At 69.8% G+C, this 15,290-nt stretch carries 13 protein-coding genes; 6 read left to right on the forward strand and 7 right to left on the reverse strand.

The features are described from left to right. Positions 1 to 49: 49 nt before the first annotated feature. Positions 50 to 529: an FKBP-type peptidyl-prolyl cis-trans isomerase gene (locus ACFONC_RS06545; RefSeq protein WP_386742902.1), complete on the reverse strand. Its 480-nt coding sequence runs from the start codon at positions 527 to 529 to the stop codon at positions 50 to 52. A 292-nt stretch (positions 530 to 821) separates the two neighbouring features. On the opposite strand from ACFONC_RS06545, the gene ACFONC_RS06550 reads away from it, so the two are divergent. Further along, positions 822 to 1,091 carry a DUF6522 family protein gene (locus tag ACFONC_RS06550; RefSeq protein ID WP_386742903.1) on the forward strand — a complete coding sequence of 90 codons (270 nt, stop codon included), beginning with the start codon at positions 822 to 824 and terminating at the stop codon, positions 1,089 to 1,091. Positions 1,092 to 1,119: 28 nt separating this feature from the next. Here ACFONC_RS06550 and ACFONC_RS06555 read toward each other — a convergent pair whose 3' ends face one another. After that, entirely contained in the window at positions 1,120 to 2,343 is a 1,224-nt protein-coding gene (locus ACFONC_RS06555) for a DmpA family aminopeptidase (protein WP_386742904.1), read from the reverse strand. 142 nt (positions 2,344 to 2,485) lie between these two features. Between ACFONC_RS06555 and ACFONC_RS06560 the strand changes: the two genes are divergently transcribed. After that, the gene (locus tag ACFONC_RS06560; protein WP_386742905.1) at positions 2,486 to 2,911 is read left to right on the forward strand and encodes a hypothetical protein; all 426 of its coding nucleotides are present in this window, start codon (positions 2,486 to 2,488) and stop codon (positions 2,909 to 2,911) included. A gap of 218 nt (positions 2,912 to 3,129) precedes the next feature. Here ACFONC_RS06560 and ACFONC_RS06565 read toward each other — a convergent pair whose 3' ends face one another. Beyond that, the gene (locus ACFONC_RS06565; protein WP_386742906.1) at positions 3,130 to 3,651 is read right to left on the reverse strand and encodes a hypothetical protein; all 522 of its coding nucleotides are present in this window, start codon (positions 3,649 to 3,651) and stop codon (positions 3,130 to 3,132) included. A 102-nt stretch (positions 3,652 to 3,753) separates the two neighbouring features. Between ACFONC_RS06565 and ACFONC_RS06570 the strand changes: the two genes are divergently transcribed. Beyond that, positions 3,754 to 5,550: a tetratricopeptide repeat protein gene (locus ACFONC_RS06570; protein ID WP_386742907.1), complete on the forward strand. Its 1,797-nt coding sequence runs from the start codon at positions 3,754 to 3,756 to the stop codon at positions 5,548 to 5,550. Positions 5,551 to 5,631: 81 nt separating this feature from the next. Then, complete coding sequence (locus tag ACFONC_RS06575) at positions 5,632 to 6,825, forward strand: serine hydrolase domain-containing protein (protein WP_386742908.1); 1,194 nt, start codon at positions 5,632 to 5,634, stop codon at positions 6,823 to 6,825. On the opposite strand, the gene ACFONC_RS06580 is transcribed toward ACFONC_RS06575, so the two are convergent. The 3 genes from ACFONC_RS06580 to ACFONC_RS06590 all read right to left on the reverse strand — a co-directional run bounded on the left by ACFONC_RS06580 (position 6,794) and on the right by ACFONC_RS06590 (position 11,342). Then, positions 6,794 to 8,395: an N-acyl-D-amino-acid deacylase family protein gene (locus ACFONC_RS06580; RefSeq protein ID WP_386742909.1), complete on the reverse strand. Its 1,602-nt coding sequence runs from the start codon at positions 8,393 to 8,395 to the stop codon at positions 6,794 to 6,796. The genes ACFONC_RS06575 and ACFONC_RS06580 overlap by 32 nt on opposite strands. Before the next feature lie 141 nt (positions 8,396 to 8,536). Continuing rightward, positions 8,537 to 11,095: a diguanylate cyclase gene (locus ACFONC_RS06585; protein WP_386742910.1), complete on the reverse strand. Its 2,559-nt coding sequence runs from the start codon at positions 11,093 to 11,095 to the stop codon at positions 8,537 to 8,539. A gap of 28 nt (positions 11,096 to 11,123) precedes the next feature. Next, positions 11,124 to 11,342, reverse strand: coding sequence for a hypothetical protein (locus ACFONC_RS06590; protein WP_386742911.1), 219 nt, complete (start codon positions 11,340 to 11,342; stop codon positions 11,124 to 11,126). Between the two features lie 402 nt (positions 11,343 to 11,744). Between ACFONC_RS06590 and ygiD the strand changes: the two genes are divergently transcribed. Beyond that, positions 11,745 to 12,608: a 4,5-DOPA-extradiol-dioxygenase gene (gene ygiD, locus ACFONC_RS06595; protein ID WP_386742912.1), complete on the forward strand. Its 864-nt coding sequence runs from the start codon at positions 11,745 to 11,747 to the stop codon at positions 12,606 to 12,608. An 80-nt stretch (positions 12,609 to 12,688) separates the two neighbouring features. On the opposite strand, the gene ACFONC_RS06600 is transcribed toward ygiD, so the two are convergent. Beyond that, positions 12,689 to 13,729, reverse strand: a complete 1,041-nt coding sequence (locus ACFONC_RS06600; RefSeq protein ID WP_386742913.1) for a S66 peptidase family protein — start codon at positions 13,727 to 13,729, stop codon at positions 12,689 to 12,691. A 245-nt stretch (positions 13,730 to 13,974) separates the two neighbouring features. Between ACFONC_RS06600 and ACFONC_RS06605 the strand changes: the two genes are divergently transcribed. Next, positions 13,975 to 15,228, forward strand: a complete 1,254-nt coding sequence (locus ACFONC_RS06605) for a M14 family zinc carboxypeptidase (protein ID WP_386742914.1) — start codon at positions 13,975 to 13,977, stop codon at positions 15,226 to 15,228. Positions 15,229 to 15,290 lie beyond the last annotated feature (62 nt).

Here is a 15,290-nt window from a genome sequence, read left to right on the forward strand (position 1 = left end):
AGGCGCCGCGTCAGTGCACGCACGCTCCTGACCCGATCCGGCCGATGGCCTATTCGGACTGCGGCGCGGCACTCACCTGGCCGAGGTTCTTCTCTTCCTCGGACGCCTCGCGCACGTCGGCCACTTCCACCGCGAAATGCAGGTTGCGGCCGGCGAGCGGATGGTTGCCGTCGATCTTCACCTGCTCGTCGCCGACTTCCACCACCGTCACCAGCAGCGGGCCATGCGCGGTCTGGGCCTTGAACTGCATGCCCGGCTCGACCGCATCGACGTTCTTGAACGCCTCACGCGGCACGTCCTGCACGAGGCTTTCGTTGCGCACGCCGTAGGCTTCCTCCGGCTTGACGTCGACCTTCAGCGAGTCGCCGGCTTTCCTGCCCGCCAGCGCGTTCTCCAGGCCCGGGACGATGTTGCCCGCGCCGTGCAGGTAGCTCAGCGGCTGCGATTCTGGCGACTTGTCGATCACCTGTCCGGCGTCGTCGGTCAGGGTGTAATGGATGCTGGCAACACGCGATGCGGCGATCTCCATGGGCGATCTCCTTGGAAGAAAATGAATGGGGAAGACTTCAGGCAGGCACCGGCAAACCCACGGTGCTGAAGATGATGAAGTGCTGTCCACGATAACGACTCCCCCACGCGCACGCAAACCGGCGCATGCGCAAGGCGTAGGGAATCCCCGCCGCACCGTCGCTGCGCGAACGCGGCGGGACCGCCCCGATCACGGTCCGCGCCACGGACGGGGCCATCATCGGCGGTTGATCCAGATCATCGAAGCCCCAGTCGCTGCATGCCACCCTGTCGTCGGCGACATCGGAGTCGACTTGGGCAAGAGCATCCACATCGACGTAAACCCGTCGCATGCCGTCGAGATCGACGGCACGCTGGTCGCGCGCCGGCTGGGATTGGAGGTGTCCGAGTTCCGGCGACTGATGGAGCGACGGCAGGTCACGGTGCTGTGCGAACGCGGCACCGGCGAACACGCCGGACTGTACCGCGCCAGCTTCTACCACGACGGCCGTCGCGTACGGCTGGTGGTCGACGGAGATGGCGTACCGGTGTGCAACAGGGACGACCAGCCTGCCAGGGCGTAACCGGCCGGCGTGAATGAAGATGGCTCCGCTACGGCGACGCTTCCACGCCGTGGCGCGACAGGATGGCGCGCACGCGGTCCAGCGGGATCGCCTCCACCGTCTTGCCGTTGCCGTGCACGGTGGTGGCCATGAACAGCGAGTTGTAGACCGCCTCCTCCACCGCTTCCACCGTGGCCTGGAACAGCGCGCTCGCATGGTCGTTGGCGAGCTCCGACGCCGGGTGCGACGCGGCGCCGAAGGCGCGCCGCACCGCGGGCGACGTGGAGAACGCCAGCGCGTAATCACCGCTGCCGTTGGAGGCCGAACTGCCCGTGCGCCCCAGGCCCATCATCGCGCGCGAGGCGATCCGGCCGAGGTTGCGCTCGCCCACCGGCGCATCGGTGGCGATGACGACGATCACCGAGCCGTCGCCGCGGTCGTCGGCCGGCCCATTCGCAGGCGTCCCGTCGTCGACCGCGGGCGTGGCGCCGACCACGTCCTGGAACGCGTAGCGCCCCAGTTCGCGCCCCACCGGCGCGCCGAGCACCTGCAGCACGCCGCCATAGTTGGTCTGTACCAGCACGCCCACCGTCCAGCCGCCGAGCGCAGCCGGCAGCACGCGCGAGGACGTGCCGATGCCGCCCTTCCAGCCGAACGCCTGCGTGCCGGTACCCGCGCCCACGCTGCCCTCCGCGACCGGTCCTGCGTGTGCGTCGTCCAGCGCGCGCCACACGTCTTCGGCGGCGATCGGCCGTGCGCGGATGTCGTTGAGTCCACCGTCGTTGGTCTCGCCCACGACGGGGTTGATCGAGCGCACGTTTTCCATGCCCGGTTGCCGCAGCATCCAGTCGGCCATCGCGTCGGCCGCCTTCCACACGCACAGCGTGCAGGTCAGCAACACGGGCGTTTCCAGTTCGCCCAGTTCCGCAACCTGGGTGGTGCCCACGAACTTGCCGAAACCGTTGCCCACGTGCACCGCAGCCGGCACCCGCGACAGGTAGGCGTTGCCGGCGTGCGGGAAGATCGCGGTGATGCCGGTGCGCACGTTGTCGCCGCGCTTCAAGGTCACCTGCCCCACGCGCACACCTTCGACATCGGTGATTGCATTCAGCCGTCCCGGCGCGAAGATGCCCGGCGCCACACCCAGCTCGCGGGCGCGCACGCGTTCACCGTCGCCCAGCGCACCGGCGGCGTGGGCGAGGGGCGCCGCCGCCAGCAGCAGCGTAAGCAGGCAGGCTGTCGGACGCGGCAGTTTGCGACGCGGATCGTGCATGGGGACTTGACCTTGCGGATGACGGTTCACCGAGTGTACCGGCGCCGGCGGATCGCCACGTCCATGAGCGATCTGCGCGCCGCGTCGACCCCGCCCTCACGCCCGATGGGCAACGGTGGCCGCCCCTTACATGGAGAGCCGCATGCGTATCCACGCGATCGCCCTTTGCCTGCTGTTGGCTGCCGGCTGCAACGCACCCGACGACGAAGCCAATGCTCCGCCCATCGCCGATGCCCCGGCGACGACGCCCGAATCCACGGCCGCCACCGGCGACGAGGGCACCAACATCGTGCCCCCGCGCTTCCAGGGCGACTACGCGGCCGACACGCCCGCCTGCAGCACGCCCGCGCACGAAAGCCGGCTCACCATCGGCGCACGGCGCATCAAGTTCCACGAAAGCTCCGGCACGATCACCGCGGTGGACAGCAACGATGAAGGCGACATCGCCATCACCGCCGAACTCTCCGGTGAAGGCGAAACCCGCCGGGCCACCTACTATTTCAACCTGTCCACCGACGGCCAGACGCTGACCGACACCGACAGCGGCATGAAGCGGCGGCGCTGCTGAGGCAAGGAAGCCTGGCGTGGCCGGCCCGGCCTTCATAGGAGCGGCCGCCGCGAGCTTTTGCATCTGGAAGCTTCCACCAGGGAGTTCGCGGCTTCCGCCGCTCCTGCGCATGCGCACAGGCCGGGCGCACGGACCGTTGTCGTTGCTCATGCGGCGATGCCTCCATCGCCGCATGAGCGAGTTGCGCGAAGGCGCGCTTCAACCGCGCGTTCCCGCCGTCAATCGAGGCCGACGCGCCAGTTCGTTCCCTCACCGCACACGGTGACGCGCAGGCTGCCGTCGGGATTGAGCACGCGGGCGACGACGGTTTCGTCCATCTGCTGGCCGCCGTGGCGCATCCGCAGCGTGCGGGTGATGTCCTGGATGCCGTCATAGCTGCCGTCGGCGTTGTAACGCATGAACTGCATGCGTGCCCGGTATTGGCCGTGGCCTTCGTTTTTCCAGATGCCGGTGCCCGGGCCGCGGGACGTCACCGGGGTTTCGTCGGTGTTGTCGAGCGTGCCGCCGGCATGGAACGAGCCCAGCGCCAGGAACGATGCGATATCCGGCCCGCCTTCGCAGGGGAACAGCTTGACCTCGGTTTGCCACGTGCCAACGATGCGATCGACCCTCGGGTTCGGCCCGTGCATGGGGCCACGACCATGCCCGTGGCCGCCTGCCGCAATGGCGCCCGAGGGCGCGGCGGCCAGTGCCAGCGCGAAGGCAGCGACCAGGGGCTTCGAAGCGTTCATGCGATTCATGTGCATTCTCCTTGGATTGCCGGGACGCCCGGGATCACGCCCCGGACGTTGCCAGCTTCGCGGCGCGCGGCCTGAAATGTCTTTGCGCAAGTCTGAAATCGCATGAAGGCGCCCGCTGCCACCGAGGCCGGCGCGGACATCACCGGCACGCGCCACTACCGCTTCGGCGGCTACCGCGTGGATACGCACGCGCGAGTGCTGCGCGACGCCGACGGCAAGCGGTTGCCGCTGACCGGGCGCGCGTTCGATGCGCTGTGCCACCTGATCGAGCACCGCGACCGCATCGTGGGCAAGGACGAGCTGCTCGCTGCGGTATGGCCCGGGCGCGTGGTGGAAGAGAACAACCTGGCCCAGGCGATCGCCGCGCTGCGGCGGGCGCTGGGCCTCCGCGCGGGCGAGCACCGCGCGGTGGTCACGATTCCCGGGCGCGGCTATCGCTTCGTGGCGGATGTACGCGAGGACGATGACGCCGGGACTGCGGCTGGCACGCCGCCGGCGGCAATCCGCGCCATCGCCGTGCTGCCGTTCCAGCCAACGCTGCCGGACCAGCGTGACGAAGTGCTCGAGTGGGGCCTGGCCGACACGCTCATCACCCAGCTCGGCAGCCATCGGCTTGCGGTGCGGCCGCTGGCGTCGGGGCGCCGGTTTGCCGGACCGGGCCAGGATCCGCTGGCCGCGGGCCGCGAGCTGGCGGCCGATGCGGTGCTCGAAGGCAGCCTGCAGCGGCACGGCGATCGCCTGCACGTGACCGCGCGCCTGTTGCGCGTCGACGATGGCGCCGTGCTCTGGAGCGGCCGCCATGACGAACCTTTGGAGCGCCTGCCCGATATCCAGGACGCGATCGCCCGCGCCATCGCCGCCACGTTGGCGCAGGACACCGGCGCCGGTCTGTCGCGACGCCAGACTGCCAACATCACCGCGTACCGCCTCTACCTGTCAGGCCGCTACTACGTGCGCAAGCAGACGATCAGCGACAACTGGAACGCGATCGCGCTGTTCAAGCAGGCGATCGACCTCGACCCAGCCTACGCGCTCGCCTACGCGGGCCTGGCCGAGGCCTACCGGGTACTGCCGATCAACGGCGACGTCGCGCCGCACTTCGCCTTCCCCCTGGCGCGCGGCGCCGCGCTGCGCGCGCTGGAGATCGACGAACACGTGGCCGAGGCGCGCACCGGGCTGGCGTGGGTGAAGTTCTGGCACGAGTGGGACTGGCCCGGCGCCGAGCGCGAAGCCCGCGCCGCGATCGCGATCAATCCCAACGACGCCGACGCGCACTATGCGCTCGCGCACCTGCTGTACTGCATCGGGCGTCCCACCGAGGCGCTGGAACACGGGCGGCGCGCGCGCGAACTCGACCCGCTTTCGCCGATCCTGGGCACGCTGGAGGCGGCATTCCTGTTCGCGAGCGGCCAGGGCGAACTGGGCCAGCGGCGACTGGACGAAACCCTGGCGATGGCGCCCGACTTCTGGGTCGCCCATTTGAGTCGCGGCGGCGTGTTGCTGCATCGCGGCGACCACGAGGCCGCCATCGAAGCCTTCACAAGCGCGCGCAACCTGTCTGGCGGCAGCCTGCACGCGCTGTCCGCGCTTGGCCACATCCACGGGCGACACGGCCGGCGCGACAAAGCGCGGGCGCTGCTGGGCGAACTACGGACCAGGGGCGCAACGCAGTACGTCCCGGCGACCGCGGTCGCCACCATCCAGATCGGCCTTGGCGAACACGACGCCGCACTGGATTCACTCGAACTCGCCCACGCGCAACGCGACGTGGGCCTGGCCTTCATCCGCCTGCGGCACACCTGGGACGCGCTGCGCAGCGAACCGCGCTTCCGCAGCATCGCCGCCCGCATGGCGCTCGACGCCGACGCCCCCGCCCCGCCCGGCTCGCCGGTGTGCTGAGCAAGCCCGGGACTGCCGGCCTTGTGGGAGCGGCTTCAGCCACACCTGCACGCGGCGGCGCCTGCGGTTACGATGCGGCGCATGTATCGATTCGCCTTCATCGCCCTGCTTTTCCTCGCATCGTCGCTGGCACAGGCTGCGGAGCCCGTTGCCACCGTGCGCGTCGCGTTCGACCGCCACGGCGTCACCGCCACCGAAGCCCACGGATTCGCCGACAAGGCCACCGGGCGCCGCGTCAGCGCCGGCGATCCGGTCCGGGTCGCATCGATCTCCAAGCTCGTCACCGCGATCGGCGTGATGCGGCTGGTGGAGGCCGGCAAGCTCGACCTCGACGCCGACGCGGGCGAACTGCTCGGCTTCCCGCTGCGCAATCCCGCGTTCCCGGACACGCCGATCACGCTGCGCCTGCTGATGTCGCACCGCTCCAGCCTCACCGATGCGGCCGGCTACTGGCAGACGCCGCTGGGCGGGCGGGTGCGCGACCTGCTCGACGACCCACGCGCCTGGGACAACGAGCACGCACCGGGCACCTACTTCCGCTACACCAACCTCAATTTCCCGCTGGTGGCGCAGGCGATGGAGCGCGCCACCGGCGAACGCTTCGACCGCCTGATGGATCGCCTGGTGCTGCAGCCGCTGGGCATCGAAGGCTGCTTCAACTGGGCCAGCTGCAGCGACGCGACCGTGGCGCGCGCGGTGGTGCTCTACCGCGACACCGGCGAACCGGCGAACGACGACCTGCACGGCGCCCGGCCCGACTGCCCGGTCGTGGCGGCCGAAGACGGCAGCTGCGACCTTGCGCGCTGGCGCGCCGGCGAGAACGGCGCGCTGTTCTCCCCGCAGGGCGGACTGCGCATCTCCGCCAACGGTCTGGCGCGGATCGGGCGGATGCTGCTGGGCGGCGGCGAACTCGAAGGCGTGCGCGTGCTCTCGCCCGAATCGATACAGGCGCTCGCCACGCCGCTGTGGCAGTACGCGCCCGGCCAAGGCCTGACATACGAGGAAGACACCAGCGACCTGGGCGACGGTTTCTTCTGCCGCTACGGCATGGCGATGCAGACGCTGGCAACGCCAGTCGATGGCTGCCGCGACGACCCCTTCGGCGACGGCGTCGCGCGCGTGGGCCATTCCGGCTCGGCGTACGGCCTGCAGTCGGGGCTGTGGCTCGACCTTGAAAGCGGCAGTGGCGTGGCGTGGTTCGTCACCGGCATGCCGGGCGAGCGCCTGGGCGGGCGCTCGGCGTTCAGCGCGGCGGAGGAAGCGCTGGCCCGGTAGGGTGGCGCAGCAGCCGCCCCGCGCGCGCCGCCGGCTCGCCGGCCTCCAGCGCCGGCTGGCCGTTCACCAGCACCAGGTCGAAACCCTCGGCCTGCGCGGTCGGGTTCACGTAGTCGGCGTTCGCGTGTACCTTCGCCGGGTCGAACAGCAGCAGGTCGGCCTTCGCACCCTCGCGGATCGTGCCGCGGTCGGTGAGGCCGAGGATCGACGCCGGGTACGACGTCGCCTTACGCACCGCTTCCTCGATCGACACCCGCGGCTGGCGCACCACGAACTCCTCGATCCACTTGGCGAAAGTGCCGGCCGAACGCGGATGGCTGCCCCCGGGCGAACCGTCGCTGCCCAGCGCCACGTGCGGATCCAGCAGCAGGCGATCCTGCAGCGCGCGGTCCATGACGAAGTGCGCGGCCTGGCCGCCGCCGGGGCCGATGTCGACCAGCGCGTCGGCGAACGGCTGCCCGGCTTCCGACGCCACCTGCGCCAGCGTGTTGCCGGCATGCGGGCCGGTGCCGAACAGCAGCGCCTCCGGACCGCCGCGTTTCGTCATCCGCTGCTCCAGATAGTCGCGCAGCTCGTCGCGGCGCGAGGCCACCACGCCGGCATAGTCGGTCGGCGGCAGCGCCCACTCCGGGAACAGGATGCCGACCCCGGTGTAGCTCGCCTCGTACGGATAGGCGTCGGCGGTCAGCGGCTGGGTCGGCGTGCGCAGCGACTGCATGAAGGCCAGCAATTCTTCCGCCGCGTCCTCCCCCTTGCCGTAGACCATCTTCAGGTGCGACACGTGCGCTCGCGCCGGGCCGCTGTTGGCGACCAACTCGCGGATGGAAGCGCGCACCTGGTCGGCATCCTCGTTGCGCATGTGGCTCATCGCCACGCCGCCGTGGCGCGCGATCACCGGGCCGAGGCTGCCGAGCTCACGCGGTTCGGCGTAGCGCCCTGGCACGTACTCCAGCCCGGTGGACAGGCCGAACGCACCGGCACGCAGGTCCTGTTCGAGGATCGCCTGCATCCGCGCCAGCTGTGCGTCCGAAGGCTTGCGCGTGCCGTCGTCGATGCCGGCGCGGCGGCGCAGCGCGCCATGGCCGGACAGCGTGGCGACGTTGATGTCGGGCGTCGCAGCTGCGACCGCGCCCAGGTAGTCCGGCAGGCTGTCCGCATCACGCCCGGTATCGCCCAGCGACGGGCTGCCGCCGTCCTGTCCCAGCAGCACCGTGGTCACGCCCATCGCCAGGAACTGCGTGTATGCCTCGTCCAGCGGGTCGCCGTGCGTGTGCAGGTCGATGAAACCGGGCGCCAGCACCCGGCCGCCGCCATCGACCACGCGCAGTCCTTTCGCCTCGCGGCCGGAGATGCGGCCGATGCGTTCGATGCGGTCGCCGCGCACCAGCACGTCGGCACCTCTCGCAGGCGCGCCGCTGCCGTCGACCAGCCGCACGTCGCGCAGCACCCAGCCGGGCACCCGCGCGCCGGATCCCGAACCTGCGAACAGCAGCGGCGGCGCCAACGCACAACCCGCGCCCGCGGCCATCGCCGCCAGGAACCCACGCCTCGACCAGCCTGACTCGCGCATCGCCGCACTCCCGCAGTGAATGCCGCAACGTTAGCCGACTGCGTCGCCGCGCCACAACATGGCGGAAAAATGCGCCGCGCGGTTGACTGCTCCTTCGCAGTGCGGCTCGCCAGCCTGCTTCACCCAACCGCCGAACCCGCCCTACTGCATCGTGGCTGGCGGCTCGCTGGCGCGGAGCGCGCTCCCCGGGTCGTCGCTCAATCGGCCCAGCGGCGGAATCACCAGCGTGGTGTACTCCTCGTAATGCGCCGCGGGCAGGTCGCGCAGCAGTACGCGATCGATGCGTGGGCTTTCGATCGGCAGCCGCGCCGCCTCGTACAGGATCACCTGGTGGTCCGGCGGGTACCAGCGCAGCAGCTTGTCGACCAGCGCCTGCAAGCCATCGCGCTCGGCGTGCAGGCGCGTGCACGACAGGTCGCCGGACAAGGCCACCTGCCACAGCAGCACCAGGCCGGCGACATCGGGCGTGCGGTCGTGGACGAGGAAATGGGTCGCCTCCATCGACTGCACGCCGCGCTGGCCGGGATCCAGGTTGAGGTCGGCGTACAGGCAGGCCTCGGCCGAAATCCCCGGTTCCATGCGCGCAGGGATGCCCTCCTCGCGGGCCCTGCGCACCACCCGGTGCGGTACGTCGGCAAACACGCCCGGATGGCCGTAGAACACCGCGCACACCTGCTTGCCGGCGCGGACCTCGGCCATGATCGCCTCGTCCATCTCGCGATAGGTCTGGCGCCGGTCCTTGCCGGGCGCGTAATGCCTGCCGAGGTTGATCGCATCGGGACGCAGGCCCTGGATCATCGCCAGTGCGAAGGGGTCGGCCAGGCAGAACACCACCTGCGCCTCGCGGATTTCCGACAGGCAGCGCTCGGTGGCGTGGCGACCGAACTGGATGCCGCTGCCGACCACCACCAGCCCCGCCTCCGGCGCTGGCGCTGCGACCGCGTCATCGGCGCTGACGACGCGGTCGCGGCCTTCGTGCTTGGCCCGGTACAAGGCCTGGTCCGCATCGTGGATCAGCTGCTCGAGCGTGGAGGCACCGTCGCCCGCCTGGCACACGCCGGAGCTGATGTTGAAGCCGAACGTCTGCCCGAACACGGTGATCGGTTCGATCCGGTCGCGCAGGCGTTGCAGCATCGCCCCGGCTTCGGTCGCATCGGCATCGAGCAGGATCGTGAACTCGTCTCCGCCGCTGCGTCCGACGATGCCGCGCCCGTCAACGGTTTCGCGGATCCACGCGCCGAGCGATCGCAGGGCCTCGTCGCCGGCAGCATGGCCGTAACGGTCGTTGACCTGCTTGAACAGGTCGATGTCGACCACGATCGCGGTGAACGGCTTCCCGGTGGCGCGGGCGCGCGCGAACGCAGCTCCGCCAAGCTTGCGCACCTTCTGGTAGTTGTACAGGCGCGTCAGCCCGTCGTGCTCGGACTGCCAGCGGTAGCGGCGACGCTCGCGGAACGAGTGGCGCAGCAGGACGGCCAGCAGGATGGCGGTGGCCAGCAGCGCCACGATTCCCACCGCGAGCAGCAGCTGCCGGCGCTTGGTCGCGGCGACCTGCAGCGCGGCCACCTGTTTTTCCGCTTCCAGCAGGGCGATCTGCTGTTCCTTCAAGCGGGTGTCGAACTGGACCTGCAGGTAGGCCAGCCGACGCTCGCGGGAAACCACCTCCGCCGCCTGGGAAACCTGGATCACCTGCTGGGTATGGGCGAGCGCCGCTGCCAGGTCGCCGCGCTTCTCGGCCAGCTTGGCGAGCAGGGCCTCGGTCTCGGCAATGGCGAGGTCGGACTTCTGTTTCCGGTAGTACGCCAGGGTGTCGGCCAGCATCGCCTGGGCCTGGTCGAGCTGCCGATCCGTGGCGATCAGGCTTTCGGCAATGACGAGCCTGGCACTGTACGCGCCGACCGTGTAGCCCACGGCCTCGAACTCGGCAAGCGCTTCGCGCCCCCACTTCAATGCCTCGACGTGGTGCCCCTGAGCCGCCGCCATCTTGCCGACGCCATACTTGCCGTTGGCAATGAAGACCGGATCGCCCGCACGGGTGCAGGCGTCGATCTGGCGATGCCGCCAGGCCTCCGCCTCGCTGAAGTGGTTGGCATGGTCCTCGGCCAGCGCCACGTCGCTCAGGGCCAGGCACAGCGCCCTGGGATTGTCCTTGGACTCGACCAGGCGCAGCGCCTGCAACGCCAGCTCGCGGGCGCGGCCGGTCTCGCCGACCAGCGTATGCAGGTAGCTGGCGGCACCGAGCAGCTTGGCCGATTCCTCGGGCGCCTCATCCAGGTACGACAGGCCATCGTTGAGCCAGGCGAACGCCAGCTGCCAATCCTCGAGGTTGGCGGCGACACCGGTTGCCGTGGTGTAGACGCGCATGCGGAACGCCACCGGCAGGTCCTGCTTCAGCAGTTCGGCCAGCCCTTTCAGCGCTGCGGCCTGGTCACCGGCGAGCGCACGGTTGCGCAGGTAGACATAGTCGATGCGGTGCCGCTGCTGCGACGTGAGAGCGTCGCGCACGGGCGCCAGCGCATCGATCTTCGCGTCCGATTCGTGCCAGTGCGCGGTGACCGCAAGCCGCTCGATCTCCTGGACCTTCGCCTCAAGCGCCGCGTCGTCTGCGGACGACGCGGCGGTGGCGGGCGACTGGGCCACCGCCGCTGGCGCCCACGCGAACGCCAGCCACAGCAACGCGATCGCAGCCGGCCGGAGCATGTGCGGGATCCGAAAGCGGCGTCTACGGCTACTCGTCGTAGGCCTTGATGGTGTGGTTGGTGGCGAACTGCCCGTCTTCCAGCCCGGTCAGCTTCTTGATCGCCGTGTAATCCTTCTCGGTCATCGCCCTGCGCTCCGCGTCGGAGAGGCCGGCGCGCTGCATCACCCGCTCCGCGTCCTTGTCGTATTCAGCAGCCAGCGCGGCATCGCTGCCGAGCTTCTTCATCAGATCAAGCAGTTTCGACATCTTGGTTTCCCCTGTGGATCCATCACGCATCGGCCACCGCGCCTGCGGTCGGCGACGCCATGTTCGCTGGACAATCGCCCCGGCGGACAGCCGAACCCCTGCCCCGTGCGAAAGACACACGGACATTAGCATACGAATGTTTCGTCCCGCGGCTACCGGCGCGCCTGCAAGATTGCCGGATGGATCCCTGAACGGAACGTGCCAGGACCCGCTGGATGAACGCGTCCCGCCAACGGTCCCGTTCCGGCCGGGTACCCGACCCGGTTCATTCGCACAGGAGGGCACCGACTCGTTCAGCGATCGGCCAACGGGAAGACCAGGGGGACTCACCGGCACTGCCCCGGAAGGCATCCACCGAATCGCCCTGCGGAACTTCACGACCGTCCGGCGTAGGATCCACGCATGGACGACACGACCCGCATGCCCGCCGTGTTCCTTGGACACGGCACGCCGATGAACGCCCTGGAGCGCAATCGCTACACCGAAGCCTGGCGACGGATCGGTGCATCGATGCCGCGGCCGCGGGCGATCCTGTCGGTGTCCGCGCACTGGTACGTCAACGCCACCGCAGTGACCGCGATGCCACGGCCGAAGACCATCCACGACTTCTTCGGTTTCCCCCAGGCGCTGTTCGACATGCAGTACCCCGCGCCGGGCCTGCCAGGGCTGGCCGAGGAAGTGGCCGACGTGGTGCATCCCGAGTACGTCGGCGCCGACCACGACAGCTGGGGCCTGGACCACGGCACCTGGTCGGTGCTGGTGCACGCGTTCCCCGATGCGGACATCCCGGTGGTACAACTGTCGATCAACGCGCAGAAGCCGCCGGACTACCACCTCGAACTCGGCGCGCGGCTGGCAAAGCTGCGCGAACGCGGCGTACTGGTGCTGGGCAGCGGCAACGTGGTCCACAACCTGCGCGCGATCGACTGGCACAGCCCCGACGCCGGCACGGACTGGGCGCGACGCTTCGACGAGCACGCGCGCCAGGTCATGACCGAACGCCCCGGCGACGCGGCCTCGCTGGTGACGCACCGCGACTACGCGATGTCCGCGCCGACGCCGGAACACTTCCTGCCGCTGCTGTACGTGGCAGGGTTCGCGGCGGCGGCCGGCCAAGTGCCCGGGATACCGGTGGACGGCTACGCCTTCGGCTCGCTGTCGATGGCCTGCTACACAGTCGGTTGCGCCGACACTGGCGAGGCCGGCAGCCTGTCCGGCACTGCGCCGCTGGGAAGCGACGCGCCGCCGGAAGACAGCAACATCTAGGACCCGCAGGCCAGAACCGGACTTCGGCGCCGAGCATCAGCGTATCGGCACGATTGGCGACGCCATCGGGCCCGCGCGCATCATGCGGACCGGAACACCGGCTCCAGCATGCGGAAGCTGCCGGCGTCGGCATCCAGCTCCACCATTCCGCCAACCGGCACGATGAACTGCTCGCGGATGTGCCCGATCATCGCGCCGCGGTAGGCGGGGATGCCCAACGGCTTGATGTGGTCGTCGAAGATCTGGTCCAGGGTCAGCGAGCCGTAGCCATCGCCGGGGTCGCAGTCGCTGCACTCGCCGAAGATGAAGCCTGCGATCTGGTCCAGCGCGCCCATCAGCTTCAGCGTGGTGAGCATGCGGTCGACCCGGTATGGCGCCTCCGACACGTCCTCCAGGAACAGGATCCTGCCGCTGAAATCCGGCATGTACGGCGAGCCCGCCAGCGCCACAAGCACCGACAGGTTGCCGCCGACCAGTTCACCGCGCGCCTTGCCGCCGGTGATGGTGAGCGCGCGGTTCTTGCGCGGCACCAGTTCGTCGCCGGCATCGACCACGTTGCGGTACTGCATCAGTTCGCGTTCGAAGAACATGCGCCGGAACTGGTCGGCATTGAAGTCGTTCCAGCTGCTGCTGCCCATCGGTCCGTGGAAGGTGACCAACCCGGTCTGCGCATGGATGCCGCAGTGGAGCGCGGTGATGTCGGAATAGCCGAGCAGCACCTTGGGATCGGCACGGATGGCGTCGTAGTCGAGCAGCGGCAACAGGCGGGCCGCGCCGGACCCGCCACGCAGGCAGATGACGGCCCTGACTTCGTCATCGGCGAACATCGCATTGATGTCGCCCGCGCGCTCTGCATCCGTGCCCGCCAGGCCTCCGTAGCGCGACGCGTAGTGCGCGCCGGTCTTCACCTTGAAGCCCAGCGCCTGCATGACTTCCCCGGCGAGCTGCAGGCTCAGTCGCCCGGCCGTGGCCGATGACGGGCTGACCAGCCCGACCGTGTCGCCCGGGTTGAGCGGTGCCGGCAGCAGGCGTCGGCGCGACGCCGCGACTGCTTCGCCGCCTCCGACGAGGGGAAGCAGGGCCGCCAGCGCCGCGCTTCCGATGAAATTCCGTCTGTTCATGCGTTCGTCCTGCCGATCCGGATGCAACCCAGATTACCGCAGCGGGTTCGATCACGTGGCGACCGACGCGGCCTCCGTTTGACAACACGCGCGACGCCTCGGAGCATGCGGCGTGCCCGCCACGGAGCTTCGCTGCCATGCGTCACGTTCTTGCGCTGTCCCTTCTGCTGTTGCCACTGCTGCTGCCGAACATGTCCAAAGCCCGGGAAACCGAAACAACTCCAAGGCCCGCCGCGGCGGACACGATGCCACCACCCCCGACCTGGCTGGAAGACCTCGACGCGCTGTACGACGCAAGCATCCGCGTACCTGGCCTGGAAGACCGCACGTTCACGCCGGAGCACTGGTGGGACGTCGCCGGGCCGCTGGCGACGCAGGCGCGCGGCTTCCATGTCGAGGAGGTCGGCAGCAGCGCGGAAGGCCGTCCGCTGCGCCACGTGTCATGGGGCGACGGCGATACGCGCGTGCTGCTGTGGTCGCAGATGCACGGCGACGAGAGCACGGCTTCGATGGCGATCGCCGACCTTTTCCGATTCCTCGGCGAGCACCCCGACCACCCGCTGGTCCGGCGCCTGCGCGAAGGCACCGCCCTGCACTTCCTGCCGGTCATGAACCCCGACGGCGCCGCGCGCTTCCAGCGGCGCAACGCGCAGGGCATCGACATCAACCGCGACGCCCGCGCACTGGCCTCGCCCGAAGCGCGCGCGCTGCACGACCTGCGCGAACGCGTGAAGCCGGCGTTCGGCTTCAACCTGCACGACCAGCAGGTGGGCTACCGCGCCGGTGACTCCGACCGCGGCACCGCCATCGCACTGCTCGCACCGGCGTTCAACGAGGCCCGCGACGTCAACGCCAGCCGCGCCCGCGCCATCGAACTGTCAGTGGCGATCCGCGCCGTACTCGAACCCTACATCGGCGGCCGCATCGCCAAGTGGGACGACACCTTCAACCCGCGTGCGTTCGGTGACCTCACACAAGAATCAGGCGTGTCCACGGTGCTGATCGAATCGGGCGGCATCGAGGGCGACCTGCAGAAGCAGCGCCTGCGAAAGCTCAACTTCCTCGCCCTGGCCGGCGCGCTGGACGCCATCGCCACCGGTTCGTACGCGGGCCTGCCGCACGACCGCTACGACGAGTTGCCCGAGAACGGCAGGGTCTGGCCGGACCTGCGCATCAGCGGCGGCACGCTCGCGCTGCCCGGGCAGCCGCAGGCCAGGGTGGACCTGATGATCGACTTCGAACGCTCGCTGCTCGAGCGCGGCGGCACCATCGCCGATATCGGCGACCTGGGCGACCGTCGCGCGCGCCGGACAATCGACGCCACCGGCCTGTACATCGTGCCGTTCGATCCGCCAGGCGCTCGTGCCGATGGAGAACGCAGGACGCTCGCGCCCGACATGCCCGCGTACTTCCACCTCAGCCGCGACCCGCAAGGCCACGATGTCGTATGGACGCTGGCAGGTGACGTGGATCCGGCGCAACCGGGGCCGGCCAGGTAACGAAGCGCCCTGCTCGCATGCTTCAAGCGCGACCCCGGCTGTGCGGGACTGCACCGGTGCCG

The organism is Luteimonas soli, from assembly GCF_042648865.1.
GTDB classification, from domain to species: Bacteria; Pseudomonadota; Gammaproteobacteria; order Xanthomonadales; family Xanthomonadaceae; genus Luteimonas; species Luteimonas soli.

Bases quoted from the DNA above. Each gene is read 5' to 3' on its own strand.
- ACFONC_RS06545 (WP_386742902.1), bottom strand. From the start codon at position 529: ATGGAGATCGCCGCATCGCGTGTTGCCAGCATCCATTACACCCTGACC.
- ACFONC_RS06590 (WP_386742911.1), bottom strand. From the start codon at position 11,342: ATGTCGAAACTGCTTGATCTGATGAAGAAGCTCGGCAGCGATGCCGCG.
- ACFONC_RS06580 (WP_386742909.1), bottom strand. From the start codon at position 8,395: ATGCGCGAGTCAGGCTGGTCGAGGCGTGGGTTCCTGGCGGCGATGGCC.
- ACFONC_RS06560 (WP_386742905.1), top strand. From the start codon at position 2,486: ATGCGTATCCACGCGATCGCCCTTTGCCTGCTGTTGGCTGCCGGCTGC.
- ACFONC_RS06600 (WP_386742913.1), bottom strand. From the start codon at position 13,729: ATGAACAGACGGAATTTCATCGGAAGCGCGGCGCTGGCGGCCCTGCTT.
- ACFONC_RS06570 (WP_386742907.1), top strand. From the start codon at position 3,754: ATGAAGGCGCCCGCTGCCACCGAGGCCGGCGCGGACATCACCGGCACG.
- ACFONC_RS06585 (WP_386742910.1), bottom strand. From the start codon at position 11,095: ATGCTCCGGCCGGCTGCGATCGCGTTGCTGTGGCTGGCGTTCGCGTGG.
- ACFONC_RS06575 (WP_386742908.1), top strand. From the start codon at position 5,632: ATGTATCGATTCGCCTTCATCGCCCTGCTTTTCCTCGCATCGTCGCTG.
- ygiD (WP_386742912.1), top strand. From the start codon at position 11,745: ATGGACGACACGACCCGCATGCCCGCCGTGTTCCTTGGACACGGCACG.
- ACFONC_RS06555 (WP_386742904.1), bottom strand. From the start codon at position 2,343: ATGCACGATCCGCGTCGCAAACTGCCGCGTCCGACAGCCTGCCTGCTT.
- ACFONC_RS06565 (WP_386742906.1), bottom strand. From the start codon at position 3,651: ATGAATCGCATGAACGCTTCGAAGCCCCTGGTCGCTGCCTTCGCGCTG.
- ACFONC_RS06605 (WP_386742914.1), top strand. From the start codon at position 13,975: ATGCCACCACCCCCGACCTGGCTGGAAGACCTCGACGCGCTGTACGAC.